At 74.7% G+C, this 23,077-nt stretch carries 22 protein-coding genes; 8 read left to right on the forward strand and 14 right to left on the reverse strand.

Annotated elements, in window-relative coordinates; genetic code table 11:
• Positions 1-1,183: 1,183 nt before the first annotated feature.
• The 9 genes from ACTMTB_RS10050 to rimP form a co-directional block, all read right to left on the reverse strand.
• Positions 1,184-1,393: a DUF6186 family protein gene (locus ACTMTB_RS10050; protein WP_179806287.1), complete on the reverse strand. Its 210-nt coding sequence runs from the start codon at positions 1,391-1,393 to the stop codon at positions 1,184-1,186.
• Positions 1,393-1,800, reverse strand: coding sequence for a hypothetical protein (locus ACTMTB_RS10055; protein ID WP_088963416.1), 408 nt, complete (start codon positions 1,798-1,800; stop codon positions 1,393-1,395). Before ACTMTB_RS10055 ends, ACTMTB_RS10050 begins: the two co-directional genes overlap by 1 nt.
• Positions 1,801-1,863: 63 nt before the next feature.
• The gene (locus tag ACTMTB_RS10060; RefSeq protein WP_154943140.1) at positions 1,864-2,895 is read right to left on the reverse strand and encodes a DHH family phosphoesterase; all 1,032 of its coding nucleotides are present in this window, start codon (positions 2,893-2,895) and stop codon (positions 1,864-1,866) included.
• A 26-nt stretch (positions 2,896-2,921) separates the two neighbouring features.
• The gene (gene rbfA, locus ACTMTB_RS10065) at positions 2,922-3,410 is read right to left on the reverse strand and encodes a 30S ribosome-binding factor RbfA (RefSeq protein WP_441144390.1); all 489 of its coding nucleotides are present in this window, start codon (positions 3,408-3,410) and stop codon (positions 2,922-2,924) included.
• 142 nt (positions 3,411-3,552) lie between these two features.
• Entirely contained in the window at positions 3,553-3,846 is a 294-nt protein-coding gene (locus tag ACTMTB_RS10070; RefSeq protein ID WP_088963418.1) for a DUF503 domain-containing protein, read from the reverse strand.
• An 88-nt stretch (positions 3,847-3,934) separates the two neighbouring features.
• The gene (gene infB / locus ACTMTB_RS10075) at positions 3,935-6,934 is read right to left on the reverse strand and encodes a translation initiation factor IF-2 (RefSeq protein ID WP_441144393.1); all 3,000 of its coding nucleotides are present in this window, start codon (positions 6,932-6,934) and stop codon (positions 3,935-3,937) included.
• A gap of 93 nt (positions 6,935-7,027) precedes the next feature.
• Positions 7,028-7,360, reverse strand: coding sequence for a YlxR family protein (locus ACTMTB_RS10080; protein WP_088963420.1), 333 nt, complete (start codon positions 7,358-7,360; stop codon positions 7,028-7,030).
• 16 nt (positions 7,361-7,376) lie between these two features.
• Positions 7,377-8,420, reverse strand: coding sequence for a transcription termination factor NusA (gene nusA / locus ACTMTB_RS10085; RefSeq protein WP_154942757.1), 1,044 nt, complete (start codon positions 8,418-8,420; stop codon positions 7,377-7,379).
• A complete protein-coding gene (rimP, locus tag ACTMTB_RS10090; RefSeq protein WP_441144396.1) occupies positions 8,417-9,121 on the reverse strand; it encodes a ribosome maturation factor RimP in 705 nt (234 codons plus the stop codon). The genes nusA and rimP overlap by 4 nt, the downstream gene beginning before the upstream one ends.
• A gap of 230 nt (positions 9,122-9,351) precedes the next feature.
• Here rimP and ACTMTB_RS10095 point away from each other — a divergent pair, with 230 nt between their 5' ends.
• From ACTMTB_RS10095 to ACTMTB_RS10125, 7 genes are all read left to right on the forward strand, one after another.
• On the forward strand, positions 9,352-9,801 hold the full coding sequence (locus ACTMTB_RS10095; protein WP_441144398.1) for a hypothetical protein: 450 nt from the start codon (positions 9,352-9,354) through the stop codon (positions 9,799-9,801).
• Positions 9,798-10,247: a ferritin-like domain-containing protein gene (locus ACTMTB_RS10100; RefSeq protein WP_441144400.1), complete on the forward strand. Its 450-nt coding sequence runs from the start codon at positions 9,798-9,800 to the stop codon at positions 10,245-10,247. The genes ACTMTB_RS10095 and ACTMTB_RS10100 overlap by 4 nt, the downstream gene beginning before the upstream one ends.
• 58 nt (positions 10,248-10,305) lie before the next feature.
• Entirely contained in the window at positions 10,306-10,890 is a 585-nt protein-coding gene (locus ACTMTB_RS10105; protein ID WP_441144402.1) for a PadR family transcriptional regulator, read from the forward strand.
• Positions 10,891-10,921: 31 nt separating this feature from the next.
• Positions 10,922-11,656, forward strand: coding sequence for an ABC transporter ATP-binding protein (locus ACTMTB_RS10110; RefSeq protein WP_441144404.1), 735 nt, complete (start codon positions 10,922-10,924; stop codon positions 11,654-11,656).
• Positions 11,653-14,397: an FtsX-like permease family protein gene (locus ACTMTB_RS10115; RefSeq protein WP_441144406.1), complete on the forward strand. Its 2,745-nt coding sequence runs from the start codon at positions 11,653-11,655 to the stop codon at positions 14,395-14,397. Before ACTMTB_RS10110 ends, ACTMTB_RS10115 begins: the two co-directional genes overlap by 4 nt.
• Positions 14,398-14,439: 42 nt before the next feature.
• Complete coding sequence (locus ACTMTB_RS10120; RefSeq protein WP_441144408.1) at positions 14,440-14,931, forward strand: nitroreductase family deazaflavin-dependent oxidoreductase; 492 nt, start codon at positions 14,440-14,442, stop codon at positions 14,929-14,931.
• An 88-nt stretch (positions 14,932-15,019) separates the two neighbouring features.
• Positions 15,020-15,757 carry a nucleotidyltransferase domain-containing protein gene (locus tag ACTMTB_RS10125; protein ID WP_441144410.1) on the forward strand — a complete coding sequence of 246 codons (738 nt, stop codon included), beginning with the start codon at positions 15,020-15,022 and terminating at the stop codon, positions 15,755-15,757.
• A 134-nt stretch (positions 15,758-15,891) separates the two neighbouring features.
• On the opposite strand, the gene ACTMTB_RS10130 is transcribed toward ACTMTB_RS10125, so the two are convergent.
• Both ACTMTB_RS10130 and map read right to left on the reverse strand, forming a co-directional pair.
• A complete protein-coding gene (locus tag ACTMTB_RS10130; RefSeq protein ID WP_441144412.1) occupies positions 15,892-16,608 on the reverse strand; it encodes a VIT1/CCC1 transporter family protein in 717 nt (238 codons plus the stop codon).
• Positions 16,605-17,462, reverse strand: coding sequence for a type I methionyl aminopeptidase (gene map / locus ACTMTB_RS10135; RefSeq protein WP_088963427.1), 858 nt, complete (start codon positions 17,460-17,462; stop codon positions 16,605-16,607). Before map ends, ACTMTB_RS10130 begins: the two co-directional genes overlap by 4 nt.
• A 95-nt stretch (positions 17,463-17,557) precedes the next feature.
• Here map and ACTMTB_RS10140 point away from each other — a divergent pair, with 95 nt between their 5' ends.
• A complete protein-coding gene (locus ACTMTB_RS10140) occupies positions 17,558-17,872 on the forward strand; it encodes an STAS domain-containing protein (protein ID WP_441144414.1) in 315 nt (104 codons plus the stop codon).
• Positions 17,873-17,899: 27 nt separating this feature from the next.
• Here the strand turns inward: ACTMTB_RS10140 and ACTMTB_RS10145 are convergent, their stop codons facing one another.
• The 3 genes from ACTMTB_RS10145 to ACTMTB_RS10155 form a co-directional block, all read right to left on the reverse strand.
• Entirely contained in the window at positions 17,900-21,568 is a 3,669-nt protein-coding gene (locus ACTMTB_RS10145) for a SpoIIE family protein phosphatase (protein ID WP_441144416.1), read from the reverse strand.
• Between the two features lie 188 nt (positions 21,569-21,756).
• Positions 21,757-22,308 (reverse strand): pyridoxamine 5'-phosphate oxidase family protein, encoded by a 552-nt coding sequence (locus ACTMTB_RS10150; RefSeq protein ID WP_441144418.1) that lies wholly within the window; start codon positions 22,306-22,308, stop codon positions 21,757-21,759.
• A gap of 48 nt (positions 22,309-22,356) precedes the next feature.
• Positions 22,357-23,049: a gamma-glutamyl-gamma-aminobutyrate hydrolase family protein gene (locus ACTMTB_RS10155; RefSeq protein WP_441144420.1), complete on the reverse strand. Its 693-nt coding sequence runs from the start codon at positions 23,047-23,049 to the stop codon at positions 22,357-22,359.
• Positions 23,050-23,077 lie beyond the last annotated feature (28 nt).

The following is a 23,077-nucleotide window of genomic DNA, read 5'->3' on the forward strand; positions in this document are numbered from 1 at the left end:
GGGTCCGTCGACCGACGGCGGTCGTCGATTTCAGCCCCGGACATGGCCGATTGATCCACTCCAGATGCGGCATGTCGCGGTGTCACCGCTCAAGAACACCGCGACACGCCGCATTCCGTGTGGATCAACGGACCGGAGCCGACGCACCGGCGGACGGGCGGAAGGGCACGGGGTGGTTCAGCGGGAGGGGAGGGTGTCGAGCCAGCGGCGGACCTGGCGGCGGCTGGGCAGCCGGACGACCGGCAGTTCCGGTGCGTGGGCGGCGACCGCGGCGAACACCCGGGGCCGGGAGCGGCCGGGATAGCGCCGGAAGCAGGTCGAGCCGTTCGGGGCAGCCGGCGGGCAGGTCGGGGCGGTCGGCGGCGCGGCGGTCCCAGCGGCGGCGGACGACCCGGGCGAGGCAGAGCGGCCAGGGCAGGTCGACCAGCACCAGCAGGTCGGCGCGGGGCAGAGGGAGATCGAGGGGTGGCACCGAGTTGCCGTCCATCACCCAGCGGTCACCGGCGGCGAGCGCGGCGACCTGGGCGCGGAAGGCCGCGTCGGCGGCGGGGATCCAGCCCGGTGACTCCGACAGGGTCGGGCGGGTCCGGCAGGACCGGGCGGGGCCGAGTGGGCGAGTTGGGTACGGCTGGCCAGGCACCGGGTGGGACTCGACAGGACGAGCCGGGCAGGCGGGCCAGGCGCCGGGCGGATCCGACAGGGGGCTGGCGGGGCGGTACCGGCAAGGGGGCCAGGTGGCGGCGCCGGGCCGGAGAACAGGGCCGAGGGGCGGCGACGTCGGCGACGCGGGACGTCGGCGGCGTCACCGCCGGTCGGGCTGCGTCACTGACGGGTGTCCATCGAGGTCTGCAGGGCGCGCCGCATCTGCTCGCGCGCCTCGTCGGTGGTCTCGGGCTTGGGCTTGGTCGGCATGGGAGTTCCCTTCCAGGGTGCGGACCACCGGGGACGGCGGCCCTACGGGCGGTTCTGCTGAGCGCCCGGCGGCGGTCCGGGATCACCGGAGCGGCTCGCCTGGCAGCGTGAGCCCGGGTCGGTCTGACCCTGGAGGGAGGCGGCACCGGGTGTGGCACCACCGCCCACGACCTGCGTCGCGGCGCGGCGCCCGGTCGTTTCCCAAGTTAACGTTCAGTTCCACATGCTGCCCACAGTTCCCGCCATTCGGACGAGATCGCAGCCGGGGCGCTCACCGGGCCAGGAAGTGCCAACCCAGCCACCACCAGAAGCCGAACACGCCGATCCGGCCCACCGGAACCGGCCCGACCTCGTACCGCATCACGTACGCGCAGACGTCGCCGAGCGACGGCACCCGGGAGCCCGGGCGGCGGGAGGCCCACTCGACGGCGGCGAAGAGCAGCAGGGCGGTCAGGAAGCCGGTGACGGCCAGGGTGCGCATCATCGCCGGACCAGCCCCCAGAACGCGGCCAGCCAGCCGAACCACGCGGCGGAGCGGACCAGTTCGTCGGTGAGCAGCGGGTCCGCGAGCCGGGAGAAGGTGGGGAACTCGTTGCCGACCGACAGCACGAAGGTGGCGGCCTCGAGGACGCCGAAGACGGCTGCCGGCAGCACCCACCAGAGCGCGCCCCGCCCGAGCCGGTGCGGCGCCGGCCGGCGGGGCACCCGGTTGCCCAGGCCGAGCCAGATCAGCGCGCCGCCGGTGCCCAGGGTCCACAGGTTGGCCTGTGTCGAGAAGGACGGCAGCTGCCCACCGACCAGGGAGAGGCAGGCCAGCACCGGCACCGTGACCACCGGACGGTCCCAGGCGCGCGGCAGGTCGACGGTGAGCTCGGGGGGCTGCTCCATCCTCCGATTCTCCCCGCGCTCACACAGCGCGGGAAGACCAACACACTTCGGGGCGCGCGGAGATCAGCGGGCGATCAGCGCGCCGTCCAGCTCGGCCCGGATGGAGCGCACCACGTCCTCGGCGCTGCCCGCCCCGGTGAACCCGGCGGCGAACCGGTGGCCGCCGCCGCCCAGCGCCACCGCCACGGCGCTCACGTCCACCGCGCCCTTGCTGCGCATCGACACGGCCCACTCGGCCGGGCCGACCTGCTTGAGCACGCAGGCCACGTCGGCCTCGGCGGTGCACCGCACGGAGTCGATCAGCGCCTCCAGCACGTACGGGCGCTGGTCGTGCCGGGCCAGGTCGTCCTGGGTCGCGTACGTCCAGACCAGTCCGTGGCCGGCGGCGGCCGACGGCTCCAGGCGGGCCCGGCCCAGCACCTCGCCGAAGAGCCGGACAGCGCCGAACGGCCGGGTGTCGAAGACCTGGCGGGAGATGTCCCCCGGGCGGATGCCGGTGGCCAGCAGCCGGGCCGCGAACTGGTGCACGGCGGGGGTGGTGGCCTCGAACCGGAACGACCCGGTGTCGGTGGTCAACGCGACGTAGAGACACTGGGCGATCTCCGCGTCCAGCGGCACGTCGAGCCGGGTGAGCAGCTCGTCGACGACGACCGAGGTGGCCGCGGCCGCCGGATCGACCAGGTGCACCCGGCCGAACCGGGTGTTGGAGGCGTGGTGGTCGAGGACCAGCGCGTCGCCGGCGGTGTCGAGGCGGTCGACCAGCTCACCCAGCCGGGACTCGCTCGCCGCGTCGAAGCAGACCACCAGGTCCGGATCCGGGTACGCCCCGGTCGACGGCACCAGCAGGTCGAGCCCCGGCAGCCAGCGGAACGGTTCGGGCACCTCGGGCGGCCCGGGGAAGGTCGCCTGGAGGTGCCGTACGCCGAGCCGGCGCAGCCCGAGCCCGAAGCCGAGCATGCTGCCCAGCGCGTCGCCGTCCGGGTTGACGTGACAGATCAGCAGCACCCGGGCGTCGGCCGGCAGTCGGCGTACCGCCGCGACGGCGGCGGCCCAGTCGGACTCGTCCGGGCCGGTGCGGGCCGGCCCGGTGAGCAGATCGCCGGCCGCGCCCGGGGTGCCGCTCACCGCCGATCCGTGGCCGACGGGGTGCCCTCGTCGTCGTTCCGGCCGCCCTCGGCGTCCTCGTCCTCGTCCTCGTCGAGCCGGTACGGCTGGGCCTCGCCCGCGTACTTGGCCTGGGCCGCCAGCCGCTGCACCTCGGCGTCGGACTGGCGGGCGGCGGCGAGCAGGTCGTCGATGTGCTTGACCTGGTCCTGCACGTCGTCGAGGACGAAGGTCAGGGTCGGCGAGTGGCGCAGCCCGAGCGCCTTGCCGACGGTGCTGCGCAGCATGCCCTTGGCGCTCTCCAGGGCGGCGGCGGTGCTGGCCTGGGCGGCCGCGTCACCCAGCACGGTGTAGAAGACGGTGGCGTCGCGCAGGTCGGCGGTGATCCGGGCGTCGGTGATGGTGATCATCCCGAGCCGGGGGTCCTTGATCTGGCTCCGCACCACCGACGCGACCAGTTCGCGAATGCGCTCCGCGTGCCGGCGTACCTTGGCCGGATCCGTCATGTCCCCCACCTCCAGGGCGTTCTGCTCCCGGCCGGCACGACGGCGCAGGGCGCCGCCGGGACCGACCGCCCAACATGTCGAACACTACCCGCGCGGCCGGGCCGGTCGCGCGGCACCGCCGGTGGCGACGGCCACCCCGGCGTCAGTCGTCCTCGCCGTGCAACCGGCGGCGCACCGACAGCAGTTCGGCCTCGGGGCGCCCGGCCACCAGGCGCTCACAGGAGTCGAGCACCTCGCGCACGTGGGCCGCCTCGGCGGCCACCACGGCCACGCCGATCTCGGCCCGGCCGTGCAGGTCCAACGCGCCCACCTCGGCGGCCGACACCTCGAATCGGCGCAGCGCCGCCACGATGGGGCGTACATATGATCTCTTGGCCTTGAGCGACCGTGAGTCGCCCGGCAGCAGCAGGTCGAAGACCGCGGTTCCCGTGTACATCGCTCCGGACGATACGGACATCCCCGGACATGATCAAGGGGTTTACGCCGGACGGCGTAAACCCCTTGATCACTGTGTCAGCACCGGATCAGGCGCGCGGCTTCTCCCGCATCTCGAAGGTCTCGATGATGTCGCCGACCTGGACGTTGTTGAAACCGGCCAGCGTCAGACCACACTCGAAGCCCTCGCGGACCTCCGTCGCGTCGTCCTTGAACCGCTTGAGGGAGCTGATCGTGAGGTTGTCCGCCACGACCGCCCCGTCCCGCAGCAGCCGCGCCTTGGCGTTGCGGCGGATGATGCCGGACCGGACGATACAACCGGAGATGTTGCCGATCTTGGACGAGCGGAAGACGTCGCGAATCTCCGCGCTGCCCAGCTCGACCTCCTCGTACTCCGGCTTGAGCAGACCCTTGAGCGCGGCGTCGATCTCCTCGATGGCCTGGTAGATGACCGTGTAGTACCGGATCTCCACGCCCTCGCGGTCGGCGATCTCGCGGACCTTGTTGGCGGCCCGCACGTTGAAGCCGATGATCGTGACCGCCTCGGACGAGGCGCTCGCGAGCATGACGTCGCTCTCGGTGATCGCACCCACGCCCCGGTGGATGATCCTGAGCTGGACCTCCTCCGGGATGTCGAGGTTGAACAGCGCGTCCTCGAGGGCCTCCACCGAACCGGAGACGTCGCCCTTGAGCACCAGGTTGAGCGAGGTCTTCTCGCCCTCCTTGAGCTGCTCCATGAGCGTCTCGAGGGTGGCCCGACCGCGGGAGTTGGCGAAGGACGCCGCCCGCCGCCGTGCCTGCCGCTGCTCGGCGATCTGCCGAACCGTACGGTCGTCGGCCGCCGCCAGGAAGGTGTCGCCGGCGCCCGGCACCGCGGTCAGACCGAGGACGAGCACCGGACGGGCCGGTCCTGCCTCGGCGACCTGGTTGCCGTTCTCGTCGAGCATCGCCCGAACCCGGCCGTGCGCCCCGCCGGCGACGATGGAGTCGCCCGCCCGCAGGGTGCCCTTCTGCACCAGCACCGTCGCCACCGCACCGCGACCCTTGTCCAGGTGCGCCTCGATGGCCACACCCTGCGCCGGCCCGTCGATCGGAGCGGTCAGCTCCAGCGACGCGTCGGCGGTCAGCAGGACCGCCTCGAGCAGGGCGTCGATGCCGATACCCGGCTTGGCGGCCACGTTGACGAACATGGTGTCGCCGCCGTACTCCTCGGCGACCAGCCCGTACTCGGTCAGCTGCTGGCGGACCTTGTCCGGGTTGGCCTCGGGCTTGTCGACCTTGTTGACCGCCACCACGATCGGCACGTCGGCCGCCTTGGCGTGGTTCAACGCCTCGATCGTCTGCGGCATCACGCCGTCGTCGGCCGCGACCACCAGCACCACGATGTCCGTCACCTGGGCACCACGGGCACGCATGGCGGTGAACGCCTCGTGACCCGGGGTGTCGATGAAGGTCACCGCCCGGTCCTCGCCCTCGTGCGGGACGTGGACCTGGTAGGCACCGATGTGCTGGGTGATGCCACCCGCCTCACCGGCCACGACGTTCGCCTTGCGGATCGCGTCGAGCAGCTTGGTCTTACCGTGGTCGACGTGACCCATGACGGTCACCACCGGCGCCCGGCTGACCAGCCGCTCCTCCGCGACCTCGGCGTCGAGGTCGATGTTGAACTGCGCGAGCAGCTCGCGGTCCTCGTCCTCCGGGCTGACGATCTGCACGTCGAAGCCGAGGTGCTCACCCAGCAGCAGCAGGGTCTCGTCAGAGCAGGACTGGGTCGCGGTGACCATCTCGCCCAGGTTGAACATCTCCTGGACCAGCGAACCCGGGTTGGCGTTGATCTTGTCGGCGAAGTCCGACAGCGAAGCGCCACGGGAGAGCCGGACGACCTGACCCTGACCCCGGGGGGCACCCGAGCTCATGGTCGGGGCCGACAGGTTGTCGAACTCCTGTCTGCGCTGCTTCTTGGACTTGCGACCGCGGGTCGGCCGGCCACCCGGACGCCCGAAGGCACCCGCGGCACCGCCGCCACGGCCACGACCACCGCCACCGGGACGACCACCGCCGCCGGCCGGGGCACCCGGACGGAAACCGCCGCCCGGAGCACCGCCGCCGCCACCGGGACCGCCACGGAAGCCACCGCCACCGCCGCCGCCACCGGGACCGCCACGGAAGCCACCGCCAGCGCCACCGCCACCGCCACCGGGGCGGAAGCCACCGCCAGCGCCGCCGCCGGGACGACCTGCGCCGCCACCGGGGCCGCCACGACCGCCACCGGGACCGCCGGGGCGACCGGTGGTCGGACGCTGGCTCGGCATGGAGGCCGGGCTGGGCCGCGGCGGCATGGAGGCCGGGCTCGGCCGCGGCGGCATGCCCGCCGGGCTGGGCCGGGGGCCACCGGCGGCCGGCGGCCGCTGCTGGCCGCCCTGGATACCGAACGGGTTGTTACCGGCGCCGCGCGCCGGCGGACGACCGCCCGGACGGGCACCCGGACCCGGGGCCGGCGCGCCGGGACGACCGGCGGCCGGGGTACCCGGACGCGGCGGCACGGCGTTGGGACCCGGGCGGGGACCCGGACGGGGACCACCCTCGGTCGGGGGCTCCCGTCGGACGTTCTCGCGCTGCTGCTGGCGGGCGGCCTGCGCGGCCTTGACCGCGGCCTCCTGCTCAGCCTTCAGCGCGGCGGCACGCGCCTCGGCGGCCGCCACCTCGATGTCGTGGGCGCTCGCCGGCTTGGCGACCGGGGCCGCCGGCTGCGGCGGACCGGGAACGGGGCCCTTGGGCTTCGGCCCAGGGGTCGGCGCGGCCGGCCGCCGGGGCGGCATCGGCTTGGCCGACACCCGGGGGGCGCCCGGGGCCGGGGACGGCGTCGGGGTCGAGGCCGGAGTCGGTGCGGCCGCCGGCGGGGCGGCCTGCGCCGAGGCACCTCCGGCGGACGCGACGAATGCGCCACGCAGCCGTCGGGCGACGGGCGCCTCGACGGTGCTGGACGCGGACTTCACGAACTCGCCCATTTCCTTCAGCTTGGCGAGAACGGTCTTGCTTTCGACCCCGAGCTCTTTTGCCAGCTCGTGTACGCGGGCCTTACCTGCCACTGCACTCCTCACTCCGAGGTCGTGCGGGCAGTACCCGCAACAACCTCACTCGTGCACTTGAAGCCTGGTCATTTCAGGGACTTCATCGTGTGCTCATGTCGGTCGTCCTACCCTGCTAGCGACCCTCGCCCGGTCGGGTTGACCGGACGTAGTGGTTGGCGCATCGACGTGCTCCGCCAGCTCGCCGTGGTCGAGGACCCCGGTGATGCGCAGCGCACGCCCGAAGGCGCGCCGCCGCACCGCCTGCGCGAAGCAGGCCGGATCCGGGTGCATGTGCGCTCCCCGACCCGGCAGCCTGCGGGCCGGATCGGGCCGGAGGCTGTGACCAGCCTCGTCGCCGACCGCGACGATCCGCAGCAATTCGCTGGCCGGCGCACGTCTCCGGCAACCCACACAGGTGCGCTCCGGCTGCGCGCGTCGTACCACTGGAGGAAGTCTACCCCTAGCTGCTCGAGATCGCGCCGCCCGGCTCCGGCACGTGATCAGCCCCGCCCCGTCCCGCCGGGCTGGTCTGCTCCGCGTCCGAGCGGATGTCGATCCGCCAACCGGTCAGTCGGGCGGCAAGCCGGGCGTTCTGCCCCTCGCGTCCGATCGCCAGCGAGAGCTGGAAGTCCGGCACGGTCACCCGGGCCGTCCGGCTGGCCAGGTCGACCACCTCGACGCGCAGGGCCTTGGCCGGCGACAACGCGTTGCCGACGAAGGTCGCCGGGTCGTCCGACCAGTCGATGATGTCGATCTTCTCACCGTGCAGCTCGCTCATCACCGCGCGGACCCGCTGGCCCATCGGGCCGATGCAGGCGCCCTTGGCGTTCACGCCCTGCGTGGTGGAGCGCACCGCGATCTTCGTACGGTGACCTGCCTCACGCGCGATCGCGCCGATCTCCACCGTGCCGTCGGCGATCTCCGGCACCTCCAGCGCGAAGAGCTTCTTGACCAGCGCGGGGTGCGAGCGGGAGAGGGTGATCTGCGGGCCGCGCATCCCCTTGGCCACGTGCACCACGACGCAGCGGATCCGCTCGCCGTGGACGTACCGCTCGCCGGGCACCTGCTCGGACTGCGGCAGGACGCCCTCCAGCTTGCCCAGGTCGACGCTGACGATGCCCTTCTCGACCCGCGCCTCGTGCGCCTGCACCACCCCGGTGACCAGGTCACCCTCGCGGCCGACGTACTCGCCGAAGTGCACCTCGTCGGTGGCCTCCCGCAGCCGCTGGAGGATCACCTGCTTGGCGGTCATGGCGGCGATCCGCCCGAAGTCGTGCGGGGTGTCGTCCCACTCCCGCACCACGGTGCCGTCGGAGTCGACCTCCTGCGCGTAGACCAGGGCGGCCCCGGTCTTGCGGTCGATCTCCACCCGGGCGTGCGGTTCGGCCCCGTCGGTGTGCCGGTAGGCGGTCAGCAGCGCGGTCTCGATCGCCGCGAGGATCGTGTCGAACGGGATCTCCCGCTCGCGCTCGAGTGCGCGCAGCGCCGCGAGGTCGATGTTCACCTCTCCTCGTCCTCCACATCATCTTCGTCGTCGATGTCGTCAATGTCGTCAATGTCGGTGTCGTCGCCGGCCTCGTCGATCTCGTCGAGGCGGGTGAACTCGACCTGCACCCGGCCGGGGCCGAGCTCGGCGTACGGGTGCTCGGCGCGGCCGGAATCGGTCTCCAGCACCACGCGCTCGTCGTCCGCCGCCACCACCCGGCCGGTGACCTGGCGGTCGCCGGCGGGCTGCTCGCCGCGCGGCCCGGGCAGGCCCGCGCCGGCCCGGGTGGTCACCTTGACCAGCCGGCCCACGTTGCGCCGCCAGTGCCGGGGCAGGGTGAGCGGCCGGTCCACGCCGGGTGAGCTGACCTCGAGCTGGTACTCGCCCGCCACGAGGTCGCCGCCGGCCTCCTCGGCCGCGTCCAGCGCCGCCGAGACCGCCCGGGAGACGTCCGCGACGCCGTCCAGGTTGATTCCGCCGTCGGCGTCCACGATCACGCGTACGACGTGCCGCCGGCCGGCCCGGGACACCGACAGGTCCTCCAGGTCGTACCCGGCACCCTGCACGACGGGCTCGATCACCTCGCGCAGCCGGTTGCGCCGGGCGGCGAGGTCACCGCCCCGGGGTGCGCCCGCACGGTCCCCGCCCCGGGGGCCGTCGGTACGACGGGGTCGCCCCGTCGGGCCCGTCGGCCTGGTGGCACGGCCACGCTGCGTCATCTGGCGCACCCTTCTCCTGTTGTGCGGCGGCCCGGTGGCCCGCATGCCCACACGCCACCGGGGCGAACGCGCCGGTGGCTGCGCAGAGCGTAACGCGCCGGGCGGGTGCCGGGCCGGGCGGCGCACCGACGCCGGTCGCCCACCTGACGGCGGAGATGGTGTTGACTTGACCGGTGGCGACGGGAAGAACGACTACGCAGCGCGGTGGACCGGGGCAAACCCGGCGGGCGGTGCTGCGCGCGGGGGCACTCCTGACGGCCGGCGGCGTGACCCTGCCGCTGACTGGCTGTGATCTTTTCGACCGGAACGAACCGCCCCCGCCGCCCGACCCGCTGGAGCCGCTGGCGGCCGAGTCACGCGAGCTGGCCGCCCGGCACCGGGCCGCCGTCGCGGCCGATCCGACGCTGGCCGACCGGCTCACCCCGATCGCCGACGCGCACGCCGCACACGCCGAGGAGATCCAGCGGCTGATCGGGCGCCCCGCGCCCGCCGGCTCCCCTGCCGCCGGCGCCACCCCGCCGGGGACGGAGCGGGACGGACTGCTCGCCGAGCTGCGCGCGGCGGAAAAGCGCGGCCGGGAGTCGGCCGCGAAGGCGTGCGGGGCGGCCCCGGCGGAGCGGGCCGCCGTGCTCGGCTCGATCGCCGCCGCCCGGGCCACCCACGTGGAGGTGCTGCGGTGACCCGACGACAGGCACCCACCGACCCGGCCCAGGCGCTGGCGGACGCGCTGGCCGCCGAGTACGCGGCGATCTTCGCGTACGGCCCGATCGGGGTACGGCTCACCGACGCCGCCCGCCGCGACGCCCGGTCGGCCGAGGCGGCGCACCGGGCCCGGCGCGACGCGCTGGTGCTCCAGCTCAGCGCCGGGGGTGGCCAGGTCCCGGCGGACCGGGCCGGCTACGCGCTGCCGTTCGGAGTCACCGACCGGGCCGCCGCGCTGCGGCTGGCGGTGGAGATCGAGGAGCGGACGGCGGCGTTCTGGCGCGCGGCGCTGCCGGTGACCACCGGCGCGGACCGCACCCGGGCGTTGAACGCGCTGACCGACTGCGCCGTGCGCGCCACCCGGTGGCGGCGGACCGCCGGGGTGTCGCCGGTCACCGTGGCGTTCCCCGGCCGGCCCACCTGAGCGTGCCGACCCGCGCTCCGGTTGCGGAGCGCATACCAGGTATGCATACTCCGTTGCCATGTCCATCCGTCACGGCCTGCTCGCCCTGCTCGAGCGTGGCCAGATGTACGGCTACCAGCTGCGCGCCGCGTTCGAGGAGTCGACCGGCTCGACCTGGCCGCTGAACATCGGGCAGGTCTACACCACCCTCAACCGGCTGGAACGCGACGGCCTGGTCCGTTCGCTGCCCGAGCACGAGGGCGGGCAGCGGCCGTACGAGATCACCGACGCCGGGCGGGCGGACCTGGCGCTCTGGTTCGCCACCCCGATCAGCCGCGCCGACCGGCCCCGGGACGAACTTTCCATCAAGCTGGCCCTGGCGCTGACCACCCCCGGCGTCGACGTCCGGTCCGTGGTGCAGACCCAGCGCAGCGCGACCATGCGCACGCTGCAGGAGTTGACCCGGTTGAAGTTCGCCAGCGACCGGCCGGAGGACCTGCCCTGGCGGCTGGTGCTGGACGCGATGGTGTTCCAGGCCGAGGCGGAGATCCGCTGGCTGGACCACTGCGAGACGAGCCTGGTCCGGTACCGCCCGGCCCCGCCCACGAGCCCGGCCGAGCGGCCCGGCGCGGTGTGGCACGCCGACGAGGAGGCCCACCGGTGACCGACGGCGACCACGAGCGGGCGGGCGTGCGGTGAGCGCGGCCGGCGGCCCGGTGCTCGAGCTGCGGGAGGTGCACCGCACCCACGGCGGGGGCGCGGCCGCCGTGCACGCGCTGCGCGGGGTGAGCCTCACCGTCGAACCGGGCGAGCTGGTCGCCGTGATGGGCCCCTCCGGCTCCGGCAAGTCGACCCTGCTGACCCTGGCCGGCGGGCTGGACAGACCCACCGCCGGTGAGGTGCGGGTCGAGGGCCAGTCCCTGGGCGCGCTCGACCGCCGCGAGCTGGCCCGGCTGCGCCGCCGCCGGATCGGTTACGTCTTCCAGGACCTCAACCTGCTCGGCAGCCTCACCGCCGCGGAGAACGTGGCGCTTCCCCTCGAACTCGACGGCGTCGGCGTCCGGCCCGCGCGCCGGGCGGCGCTGGCCGCGCTGGACGAGGTGGGGCTGACCGGGCTCGGCGGGCGCTTCCCCGACCAGCTGTCCGGCGGCCAGCAGCAGCGGGTGGCGATCGCCCGCGCACTGGTGGGCGAGCGCCGGCTGGTGCTGGCCGACGAGCCCACCGGGGCGCTGGACTCGCAGACCGGGGAGGCGGTGCTGGCCCTGCTGCGCCGCCGGGTCGACGCGGGAGCGGCCGGCGTGCTGGTCACCCACGAGGCCCGGCACGCCGGCTGGGCCGACCGGGTGGTCTTCCTGCGCGACGGAGTGATGGTCGACTCCACCGCGCCGCTGGGCGGCGTCGAGCAACTGCTCTCCGGCAGCGGTCGGTGAGGCGGTCGCCGGTGCGGCGCGGCAACGGGCGCTTCGCCGGGGCGGTCGGGTCGTGGCGGGCCGCGCTGCGGATCGCCCGCCGGGAGGCGCGCCGGGCGCGCGGGCGTACCGCGCTGGTGCTGGCGATGATCACGCTGCCGGTGCTGGCGCTGACCTTCGTCGCGGTCAGCTACGACATGGCCGCGCTCACCCGCGGCGAACGCGCCGCGCAGCGGCTCGGCGACGCCGACGCCGAGCTGCGCTGGATCGCCGACACCGCGGTGACGCAGGACCCGTGGGGCGACAACGCCTACCCGATCGGGGACGACCCGTCGCGCAGCCGCCGGGTCACCGCCGAGGAGGTCGTCGCGCTGCTGCCGGCCGGCAGCCGGGTCGCCCGGGTGCGCTGGTGGGTGCCGTTCGAGGTACGCGTCGACGACGACCTCGTGGCTTTCCACGGCCGGTCGCTCGACCTGGCCGACCCGCTCGCCCGGTCGACGGCCCGGCTGCGCGCCGGCCGGACGCCCACCGGCCCCGACGAGATCGCGGTCAGCGCCCGGGCGTTGCGCCGCCTCGGAGCCGAGGTGGGCGAGCGGGTGACCCTGGCCGACGGCTCCCGGAGCCACGCCGTGGTCGGCGTGGTGGAGTTCCCCGACGACCTGACCGAGGTGGTCGCGCTACACCCGGGGGCGGCGCCCCCGCCGGAGAGCGCCGCGGAGGAGAGCTGGCTGGTCGACCTGCCGGGACCGGTGGACGCGACGCTGACCGACCGGCTCAACGCGCACGGGTTCGCGATCAGCTCGCGGACCCCGGTCCCCGGCGCGGCGGTCGTCGAGGCCGACGTCACCCGTACGCCGGTCCCGGGCGACGCCGAGGAGACCGGCACGCTGGTGCTGGTCGGCGGGCTCGGCCTGCTGGAGGTCGTACTGATGGTCGGGCCGGCCTTCGCCGTCGGCGTCCGCCGGCGACGCCGGGATCTCGCCCTGGTGGCGGTGGCCGGCGGCGACGCGGTCCACCTGCGCCGGATCGTGCTCGCCGACGGGGTGGTGCTGGGCGCCGGCGGGGCGGCGCTCGGGCTCGCGCTCGGCATCGCCGCCGCGTTCGCCGGCCGGCCGCTGGTCGAGCAGTACCTCTTCGGTGCCCGCGCCGGCGGCTACCGGGTCTTCCCGGCGGCGCTGGCCCTGATCGCGGCGGTGGCCGTGCTGGCCGGGGTGCTGGCCGCGCTCGCCCCGGCCTGGGCCGCCGCCCGGCAGGACGTGGTGGCGGGCCTGGCCGGACGGCGCACCGTTCCGCCGCACCGCCGCCGCTGGCTCGTCCTCGGCGTGGCGCTGACCGTCGTCGGGTCCGGGATCGCCGCGTTCGGGGCGCAACGGAGCGGGCCGACGGTGATCCTCGCCGGGCTGACCCTCGGCGAGCTGGGGCTGGTCTTCGCCACTCCCACGCTGATCGGGCTGCTCGCCCGGGCCGGCCGGGCGCTGCCGCTGGCGCCGCGGATCGCGCTGCGCGACGCCAGCCGCAACCGCTCCTCCGCGGGCCCGGCCATCTCCGCGGTGATGGCCGCGGTCGCCGGCAGCGTCGCCCTCGGCGTCTACGTCGCCAGCGACGACGCCCGCACCCGCGCCGACTGGCAGCCCGGCCTCCCGCCCGGTCACGTGCTGCTGCTGCGGTCCGCGTCGGAGAACGGGGGGGTCCTGCCGCCGGTGCCCGCCGTCGCCGACCGGGTGCGGGCGGTGCTCCCCGCCGGCTCGGTCGGCCCGGTCGACGTGCCGATCTGCGCGGCGCCCCGCGAGCCCGACGACTACTGCACGGTCACCGCGATGCTGCCGCCCGAGCAGGTCTGCCCGTTCGAGGCGGAGGTGTTGCGGTCGGCCGCCGCCCGGCAGCGCGCCCTGGCGGACCCGCGCTGCCGGCGGCCGACGGCCGATCCGCAGGGGATGTACCTGCCGGTGCTGGTGGACGACGGGGCCGCCCTGCCGGCGCTCACCGACGCCCCGCCGGACGAGGTGGCGCGGGCGACAGCCGTGCTGCGGGCCGGCGGAGTGGTGGTGACCGACCCGCGGTACCTGGTGGACGGGACGGTGGCGGTGACGGCCGACCGGGCGTACCCAGGTTCCGGTCCGCCGGCGAGCACCACCGTCGCCGTCCCCGGGTACGTGCTGCGCGGTGGCCTGCCGGTCGACCGGCTGGTCCTCTCCGCCCCGACGGCGACGAGGCTCGGCCTGGCCGCCGAACACCTCGGCTACGCGGTGCAGACCGACGGCACGCCGAGCGCCGCCCAGCAGCGGCGTCTCGCCGCCGAGCTGCGGTCGCTGGTCCCGGTGCTGGTCGAGGTGGAGTCGGGGCCGCCGGCGTCGGACCAGCGCCCGCTGCTGCTCCTGCTGGCGCTGGGCGCCGGCGTGATCACCCTGGGCGCGGCCGGCACGGCCACCGGGCTCGCCGCGGCGGAGGGCCGCCGGGACCTGTCCACGCTCGCCGCCGTCGGCGCCAGTCCGGGGGTACGCCGGGTGCTCTCCCTCTGCCAGGCCGGAGTGATCGCCGGTCTCGGCTCGGTGCTGGGCATCGTGGCCGGTCTCGGCTCGGCGGTGATCATCCTGACCTCGGTCAACCGCCAGTACGCCGAGGCCTGGCCGATGGAGACGCCGTACCCGGTGGTGGTGCCCTGGCCGACCCTCGGGGTGCTGGTGGTGGTGCCGCTGGTGGCGATGCTCGGCGCGGGCCTGTTCACCCGGTCCCGGCTGGCGGTGGAGCGGCGGCTGGACTAGCCGGGGGTGTCGTCGGGCCCGCCGAGCCGGCAGACTGGCGGCGTGTCCGTCCTGGGAACCCTCACGCGCCGACTCGGTCACCACGCGTGGTTCGGCGCGACCATGCGCCTGCTCGTCCCCGCCGACCGGGTGGTCGGGCGGCTCACCCGCGGCCGGGTGGTCGCCCTCGGGCTGATCCCCTCGCTGGTCATCACCACCACCGGCCGCCGTTCCGGCAAGCCCCGCAGCAACCCCCTGCTGTACGTGCCGGACGGCGACGCGTACGTGGTGATCGGGTCGAACTGGGGGCAGCAGCACCAGCCGGGCTGGGCGATGAACCTGCTCGCCGACCCGAACGCCGAGGTGGACGTGAAGGGGCGCCGGATCGCGGTCCGCGCCGAGGTGGCCACCGGCGCCGAGCGGGACCGGCTGTGGCGGCTGCTGGTCACCGAGTGGCCGGCGTACCGGACGTACGTCGAGCGGGCCGGCGGCCGGGAGATCCGGATCTTCCGGCTGGTGCCGACCGGCGGACCGGTCGGCGACGCGCCGGCCTGACCCGGGCGCGGCGGCCCGACACGGCGGCCGTCGCTGGCTAGGGTGCGGTGTACCGACGGTGCGCGAACCGTGACGGAGGTGGTACCCGGTGGGCGTCAGCAGCACCGAGATCGGCGCCGAGGAACACCTCGACGATCCACGGTGGCGGGTCGCCGAACGGGTGGCCGAGGCGGCCCGGCGGCGGTTCCCGGCGGACATCCTGGCGGTGGCGGTGCACGGCCCGCTGGCGCACGGCGACGACGACGGCGGCGGGGACCGGGAGGTCGGCCTGCTGCTGGCCACCTACCGGGCCGGGGTCGGCCCGGGGCCGTCGACCCGGCGGGTGGACGGCGTGCTGGTCGACCTCACCGTGGCCGGCGCGGAGGAGTACCTGCGGCAGGCCCGGGCGCTGACCGCGCTCTGGCCGTTGACCGCCGACCGGTACGTCACCACCACCGCCCTGTACGACCCGACCGGCTGGCTGCGCACCCTGCGCGACGAGCACCTGGGCCGGTTGGCCCGGGCCCGCCCGGCGGAGTTCAGCACCGCCGCCCGGCAGGCCTGGTACCGGGGCTGCGCGGCGCACGCCCGGGCGGCCCGGCTCGCCGAGTGGTACGAGACCGACCAGGCGCTGCTGATGCTCGGCGAGGCGCGGCTGGCGGCGGCGACGGTGACCGGGCTGCTCACCCGCACCTACTTCCGCGATCCCGGCGACGCGGTACGGCGTACCGGCCTGGCGGGCGCCGACATGACCGAGGTGGGCGCGGTGCTGCGCCGGCAGGCCGACGAACTGGCCGCCCGCGGCCGCCCCGTCGACGGCACCGTCGACGACCTCCTCACCACCTAACCACCCCACCCCACCCACCCCCCATGTCGCCTTGCGACCTCTTTCACGGAAAGAGTGGCTATCCGACGCGGAATAGCCACTCTTTCTCGGAAAGTGCGCGCTGGGAGGGGCCCCTGGGAGGGGCCGGGAGGGGGTTAGTTGAGGCCGCCCTGGATGCCGATGAGGGCGCCGACGAGGTAGGTGGCCGCGGCGGCGGCGGTGCCGAGCAGGAGTTGGCGCAGGCCGCTGGTCCACCAGGGGCGGTTGGTGAACCGGGCGACGATCGCCCCGGCCACGAAGAGCCCCACCGCGCCGACGCCGAGCGCCAGCCAGAGGCTGGTGAAACCGAGCAGGTAGGTCAGCAGCGGCACCAGCGCCCCGACCGAGAAGCAGAGGAACGACGAGGTCGCCGCCGACCAGGGGCTGGGCTGCTCGTCGGGGTCGACGCCCAGCTCCTCCCGGACGTGCATCCGCAGCGCCTCCTCCGGGTTGCGCCGGACCGCCTCGGCGACCTGGGTGGCGAGGTCGCGGGGCAGGCCCCGGGCGACCCACGCGTCGGCCAGCTCGCGGGCCTCCGCCTCGGGGTGCCGCTCCAGCTCGCGCCGTTCCTTGGCCACCTCGGCGGCGACCTGCTCGTTGGCCGAGCGGACGCTGGTGTACTCCCCCAGCCCCATCGAGATGGCGCCGGCGACCAGGCCGGCGGTGCCGGTGAGCACGATGCTGCGCGGGGAGACGCCACCGCCGCCGACGCCCGCGATCAGGGCGATGTTGGTGACCAGCCCGTCCATCGCGCCGAAGACGGCCGGGCGCAGCCAGCCGCCGGACACGTCCGCGTGGTGCGCCTCGCGCAACGCGGCCGGGGTCTCGGTCACGGCAGGGTCAGGATCTCGTAACCGTCGTCGGTGACGACGATGGTGTGCTCGAACTGGGCCGTCCACCTGCGGTCCTTGGTGACCACCGTCCAGCCGTCGTCCCACATGTCGTACTGGTAGGTGCCGAGGGTGATCATCGGCTCGACGGTGAACGTCATTCCCGGTTCCATGATGTCGGTCGGGCGCGGGCTGTCGTAGTGCGGCACGTAGAGGCCGCTGTGGAAGGCCTCGCCGATGCCGTGACCGGTGAAGTCCCGCACCACGCCGTAGCCGAACCGCTTGGCGTACGACTCGATGACCCGGCCGATCACGTTGATCTGGCGGCCGGGCTTGACCGCCTTGATGCCGCGCATCATCGCCTCGTGGGTGCGCTCGACCAGCAGCCGGGCCTCCTCGCCGACCTCCCCGACGCAGAACGTCGCGTCGGTGTCGCCGTGCACCCCGTCGAGGTACGCCGTGACGTCGACGTTGATGATGTCGCCGTCCTGGAGCACGGTCGAGTCGGGGATGCCGTGGCAGATCACCTCGTTGAGGCTGGTGCAGCAGGACTTCGGAAAGCCCTTGTAGCCCAGGGTCGACGGGTAGGCGCCGTGGTCGACGAGGAACTCGTGCACCACCCGGTCGATCTCGTCGGTGGTCACCCCCGGCTTGCAGTGCTCGCCGGCGAGCTGGGTCGCCTGGGCGGCGAGCCGACCGGCGACCCGCATCTTCTCGATGGTCTCCGGGGTCTGCACGTGCGAGCCACGCCACTCCTGCGGACGCTTCTTGCCCACGTACTCCGGACGGACGATGTGGCCAGGAACCGCTCGCCACGGGGAGAGCGTGCCTGGGGTCAGCGGCGCACGGACGGTCATGGCGACAGCCTATCGCCGAGCGCTGCGGTGACCCCCGCCACGGCCGGGCCGCGAGGGTTGTTGCCGTGCGCATACGGCTGTGCCATTGTGGCTGCGTGGATCAAGGAGGAGCGCCTCCCGTCTTCTCCGTGAGCGCGGAGCTCGACGGAGACCAGCTCCACGTCGTGGTGACCGGCGAGGTCGACATGGCGACCGCCGACACGATGTTCCAGGCCGCCCTGCGCGAGCCCGCCGCGCGGGTCACGCTGGACCTGCGGGCCGTGACGTTCTTCGACTCGGCCGCCATCCACGCCGTCGTCCGGCTCGCCCAGCGCGTTCCCGGCCGGCTGGCCGTGCTGCCGTCCCGGCAGGTCGCCCGGGTGCTGGAGATCGCCGGCCTCGGCGAGCAGGACTGGCTGCGCCGGGACTGACCGGCGCCGGGTGCCCGGGGGCGGGCCTCAGTCCCGCAGCCGCCGGGTCAGTCGCACTTCCGTCCCGTCCGCGCCCCGGCTGACCGTCAGCTCGCCCAGCGCCTGGATCAGTGCCAGCCCCCGGCCGCGGAAGCCCGCCCCGGTCGACTCGCGCCACTGGCCGCTGTCGCGCACCGTCGCCACCACCGTCCGGTCGGCGATGGTCACCTCGACGCTGATCGTCGGGTCGGTGGGCGCCACCGGGTGCTCGATCGCGTTCGCGGCGGCCTCGGAGACCGCCACGGTCAGGTCGAACAGGTCGGTCTCGCCGACCCGGTGGGCGACCAGGAAGTCCTCCAGCCGCTTGCGCAGCACGCTGAGCCGGGTCGGGTCGGCCGGCAGCCGCAGCACGAACCGGTTGAGCTCGACGGCCTCCAGCGCCAGCACCGCGACGTCGTCGTGCCGGGTCCGCTCGGCGACCCGCTCCACCACGGCGTCGACCAGGTCGGCGACGTGCTCGCCCCGGACGGCGGCGTCCCGGCGGAGCTGGGCCAACGCCTCGTCGATGCCCACCTGCCGGTCCTCGACCAGCCCGTCGGTGTAGAGCAGCAGCCGGCCGCCGGGGGCCAGTTCGCCCTCGACGGTGCGGTACGTGGTGCCGGCGATGGCGCCGATGGGCGGGCCGAGCGCCGCCTCGTGCAAAAACGCCACGTCGTCTCCTCGGATCAGCAGGGGGGACGGATGCCCGGCGCTGGCGTACCGCAGCCGGCCGGTGCGCGGGGAGAACCAGAGGCACACCACGGTGGCGAACGACTGGCGCTCGGTCGAGCCGACCAGCCGGTTCAGCCGGGTCAGCGACTCCCCCGGGTCGTAGCCCTCCAACAGGTACGCCCGCAGCCCGTTGCGCAGCTGGCCCATCGCGGCGGCGGCCTGGACGCCCTTGCCGACCACGTCGCCGATGACCAGCACCACCTCGTCGTCGGCGACCCCGATCACGTCGTACCAGTCGCCGCCGACCTCCACATCGGCACTGCCGGGCAGGTAGCGGCTGGCCACCACCGCGCCGGGCAGCTGGGGCAGTGTCCGGGGCAGCAGGCTGTGCTGGAGGGTGGTGGCGATGCGGTGCTCCGCCTCGTAGAGCTGGGCGTTCTCCAGGCGTACCCCGACCAGGCGGGCCAGTTCGGCGAGCGCGGCCTGCTCGGTGCCGTTGCCCTCGCGGTGCCACACCCGCAGCTCGCCGAGCTGCGCGCCGGCGGTACCGGTCAGCGGCAGCACGTGCGACGGCTCGGCCGGGACGGTCCCGCCGGCGTCGACCTCGTGGCGGGCGCCGGCGGTGGTGACGAGCACCCGGGCCGCCTCGGCGAGGCTGAGCGCGTGCCGGGCGGCGACCTGCACCACCTCGGCGGTGGACCGGGCCGTGTTGACCGCCACCGCCGCGTCGGCCAGCGCCCGGAGCCGACGGATGATCTCGCCGCGCAGCTGGCCCAGCTCGACGTTGGCCCGGACCCGGGCGATCAGCTCCTGCGCGGAGAAGGGCTTGGTCAGGTAGTCGTCTGCGCCGACGGAGAGACCGGCGACCGCCTCGGCGGAGCCGGCCCGGGCGGAGAGCAGCACGATCGGCACGTGCCGGGTCCGTGGGTTCGCCCGCAGCGCCGTGACCAGGCCGAAGCCGTCCAGCCGGGGCATCATCACGTCGGTCAGCACCAGGTCGAAGGAGCCCTGGATCGCCTGTTCGAGCGCTGCCAGGCCGTCGGGCACCGCCACCACGTCGTACGACGGGCCGAGCAGTCGGGTGACGTGTTCGCGCAGGTCGGCGTTGTCGTCGGCGAGCAGGATCCGGCCGGCGCCGGCGGTCACCGCCCGGTCGTCCGGCTTCGGCGGGTGTGCGACGTCGCCGCCGTCGCCCCAGATCGCGGTCTCCGCGACGTAGAGCCGGGCCTGCTGCGGCTCGGCCAGCGGGGCCGGCGCGCCGCTGGCGACCCGGTCGGCGGGCAGGTGCCCGGCGCCGAACGGGACCGTCACGGTGAAGGTGCTGCCCTCGTCCACCCGGCTGCTCGCCACCACCCGGCCGCCGTGCATCTCGACCAGCTCGCGGACCAGCGCCAGGCCGATCCCGGTGCCCTCGTGGGTGCGCGAGCGCACGCCGGGCACCCGGTGGAAGCGCTCGAAGACGTGCGGCAGCTCCTCAGGCGCGATGCCGACGCCGGTGTCGCTGACCTCCAGCCGGGCGACGCCGTCGACCGCCCGGACCCGCACCCGGATCTCGCCGTCGAAGGTGAACTTCAGCGCGTTCGACACCAGGTTGAGGACGATCTTCTCCCACATGTCCCGGTCGACGAAGACCGGCCCGGGCAGCGGCGGGCAGTCGACCACCAGGCTCAGCCCGGCCCGCGCGGCGGCCGAGCGGAAGGTGCTCACCAGCCGGGAGGTGTAGTCGGCCAGGTCGGTGGGCTGGTAGTGGGCGGCCAGCCGGCCGGACTCCAGCCGGGAGAAGTCGAGCACCGTGTTGACCAGCTTGAGCAGGCGCAGCGCGTTGCGGTGCATCATCGTCAGCCGGTCGGTGTACGCAGCGGGCAGCGCCGGATCGGCGAGCATCTCCTCCAGCGGCCCGAGGACCAGGGTCAGCGGGGTGCGGAACTCGTGGCTGACGTTGGCGAAGAAGTTGGTCTTGGCCCGGTCGAGCGCGGCCAGCTCGGCGGCGCGGGCCCGCTCCTGGGCGTACGCCCGCTGCTGCCCGACGGCCCGGGAGATCTGCGCGGCGACCAGGTCGAAGAAGTTGCGGTACTCGTCGCCGAGGAACAGCCGCCGGGAGACGCCGACGACCAGCACCCCGGCGGGCTCGTTGGTGGCGGTCAGCGGCAGTACCAGGGCCCGGTCGGCGGCCTCCGGCGGCACCGTGCCGAACAGGTCGGCCACGTCGAGCTCGGCGGCGACGCCCTCCTCGGCGACCCGGAGCAGCGCGGGCGACGCCTCGGCCGGGACGCTGCCGGGGCCGGTGCCGCTGCACCCGGCCAGCGCGAGCTGACCGGTGTCGTCGTAGAGCCGGAGTCGGGCGAAGGGGATGTCTGCCCGGTACCCGTCCAGCACCTCGGCGGCGATCCGGCCCACCTCCGCCACGGTGCGCGCCTCGCCGAGCCGGGAGCCCAGCTCGGCCAGCGCCCGGAGCCGACGCTCGCCGAGCACCCGGCCGGTGGTCTCGTTCACGAAGCAGAAGACGCCGTTGACCCGCCCGTCGGCGGCCCGGATCGGGTCGTACGAGACGTCGAAGTAGACCTCCTCGACGAAGCCCTGCCGGTCGATGACGAAGGGGTGGTCCTCACCGTGGTACGGCTCGCCGGTGCGCAGCACGCCGTCCAGCACCGGGCCGAGCACGTCCCAGGTCTCGGTCCAGTGCTCGCGGGCCGGCTGACCGATGACGCCCGGGTGCTTGGTGCCGATGGTGGGCAGGTAGGCGTCGTTGTAGAAGGTCCGGTGGTCCGCACCCCAGAACATGGCGATCTGGGCGCGGGAGGCGAGCATCATGCTGACCGCGTGGCGCAGCGCCGCGGGCCAGGTGTCGGGGGTGCCGAGGGGGGTGCGGGACCAGTCGTACCCGGCCAGCCTCCGGCCCATCTCGCCACCGGCCGCGAACGCCTCGGCGAGCTGCGGAGGGAGTGAGCCGTCGCCGGACCGACCCGACGAGTTCCGCTCGCCCTCGCCCACCTGGGCCGAGCTCATGCACCCCTCCCGCTCCGGCCGTGCCCCGCGACGCCTCGGCGTTCACCGGCCGTGCCCCGCCTTCTACCCAGACGGATCAGCAACGTAACGCATCGGTCCCGGTGGACGCTGGTTACCTGGGTCTCATCCTGCCGTCACCGGCGGCGGACCGCTCGCCCGGAGCGGGCCGGTCCGGCCGGCGCGGCGGGTCAGAAGACCGGCAGGCCGTCGATGCTGGCGGCGTTCTTCCTGCTCCGGTAGGCCGCCAGGTCCTCGTCCGTGCGGCGGGAACCCCACTCGATCAACAGGCCGCGTTCGCCGCGGTAGTCCATCAGCGGCACCGCGTACCCGCAGGAGTCGCTGACCCGGTCGACGGCGACCGTCACCACGCTCCGGACGGCGTGTGGGTCGGGCGGGTCCGGGAAGCCGGCGAGCAGGGCCGCGAAGCCCGGATCGGTGAGCGGGGTGACGACGCCCCGGCCGTGCAACCGGACGATCTTGGGCGGGCCGGTGAAGGCGCAGAACATGACGGTGATCCGCCCGTTCTCCCGCAGGTGGGCCAGGGTCTCCGCGCCGCTGCCGTGGTAGTCCAGCCAGGCCACGGTCAGCGGGTCGACGACGAGGAAGGTGCCGCGCATCCCCTTGGGCGAGACGTTGACGTGCCCGTCCGGCCCGGACGGGGCGGAGGCCACGAAGAACACCGGCTGCGCCTCGATGAACTCCCGCAGCCGTCCGCCGATCTCCGGATACACCTTCCCCATGCCGGTCATCCTCGCACCCGTCGCCGAAGAGTGGGACGCCCGTTCCCGTCAGTTGGAACGGGCGGCCCGGACCAGGGCGGTGACCGGGCGCGGGTCGGCCTCGTTCTCCGGGTGCCACTGCACCCCGAGCAGGAAGCGCCGACGCGGATCCTCGACCGCCTCGACGACCCCGTCGTCCGCCCAGCCGGTGGCGACCAACCGCCCCGGGTCGGCGACCCCCTGATGGTGGTAGGAGTTGACCCGGTCCACGCCGGCCATCACCGCCCCGGCCAGGCTGCCCGGCGCGAACCGGACCGGGTGCGCGCCGTACCGGCCCGGGGCCGGGCGGTGCCGGTCGTGGCCGACCACGTCCGGCAGGTGCTGGTGCAGCACCCCGCCGTGGGCGACCACCAACAGCTGCAGGCCCCGACAGATCCCCAGCACCGGCAGGTCGGCGGCGAGCGCGCCGGCGAGCAGCGCCAGCTCGCCGGCGTCCCGGTCCGGCCGGGGCTCGGTACGCGGGTCGAGCGGCTGGTCGTACCGGTCCGGGGCGACGTCGGCGCCGCCGGCCAGGACCAGCCCGTCGAGCACCCGGACCACGTCGGCGTCCACGTCGTCCGGGGGCAGCACGACGGCCCGGCCGCCGGCCGCGCTGACCGCCCGGACGTACGCCTGCGGCACCAGGGTCGCCGGCACGTCCCGCCACACCGCCCAGGCGGCGGGCTCCACGTACGCGCTGATCCCGATCAGCGGGCGGCTCACGGGGCCGGCACCGTTCGCGACCGCGGGG

The sequence above is a fragment of the Micromonospora sp. L32 genome (assembly GCF_052068055.1).
GTDB classification, from domain to species: domain Bacteria; phylum Actinomycetota; class Actinomycetes; order Mycobacteriales; family Micromonosporaceae; genus Micromonospora; species Micromonospora purpureochromogenes.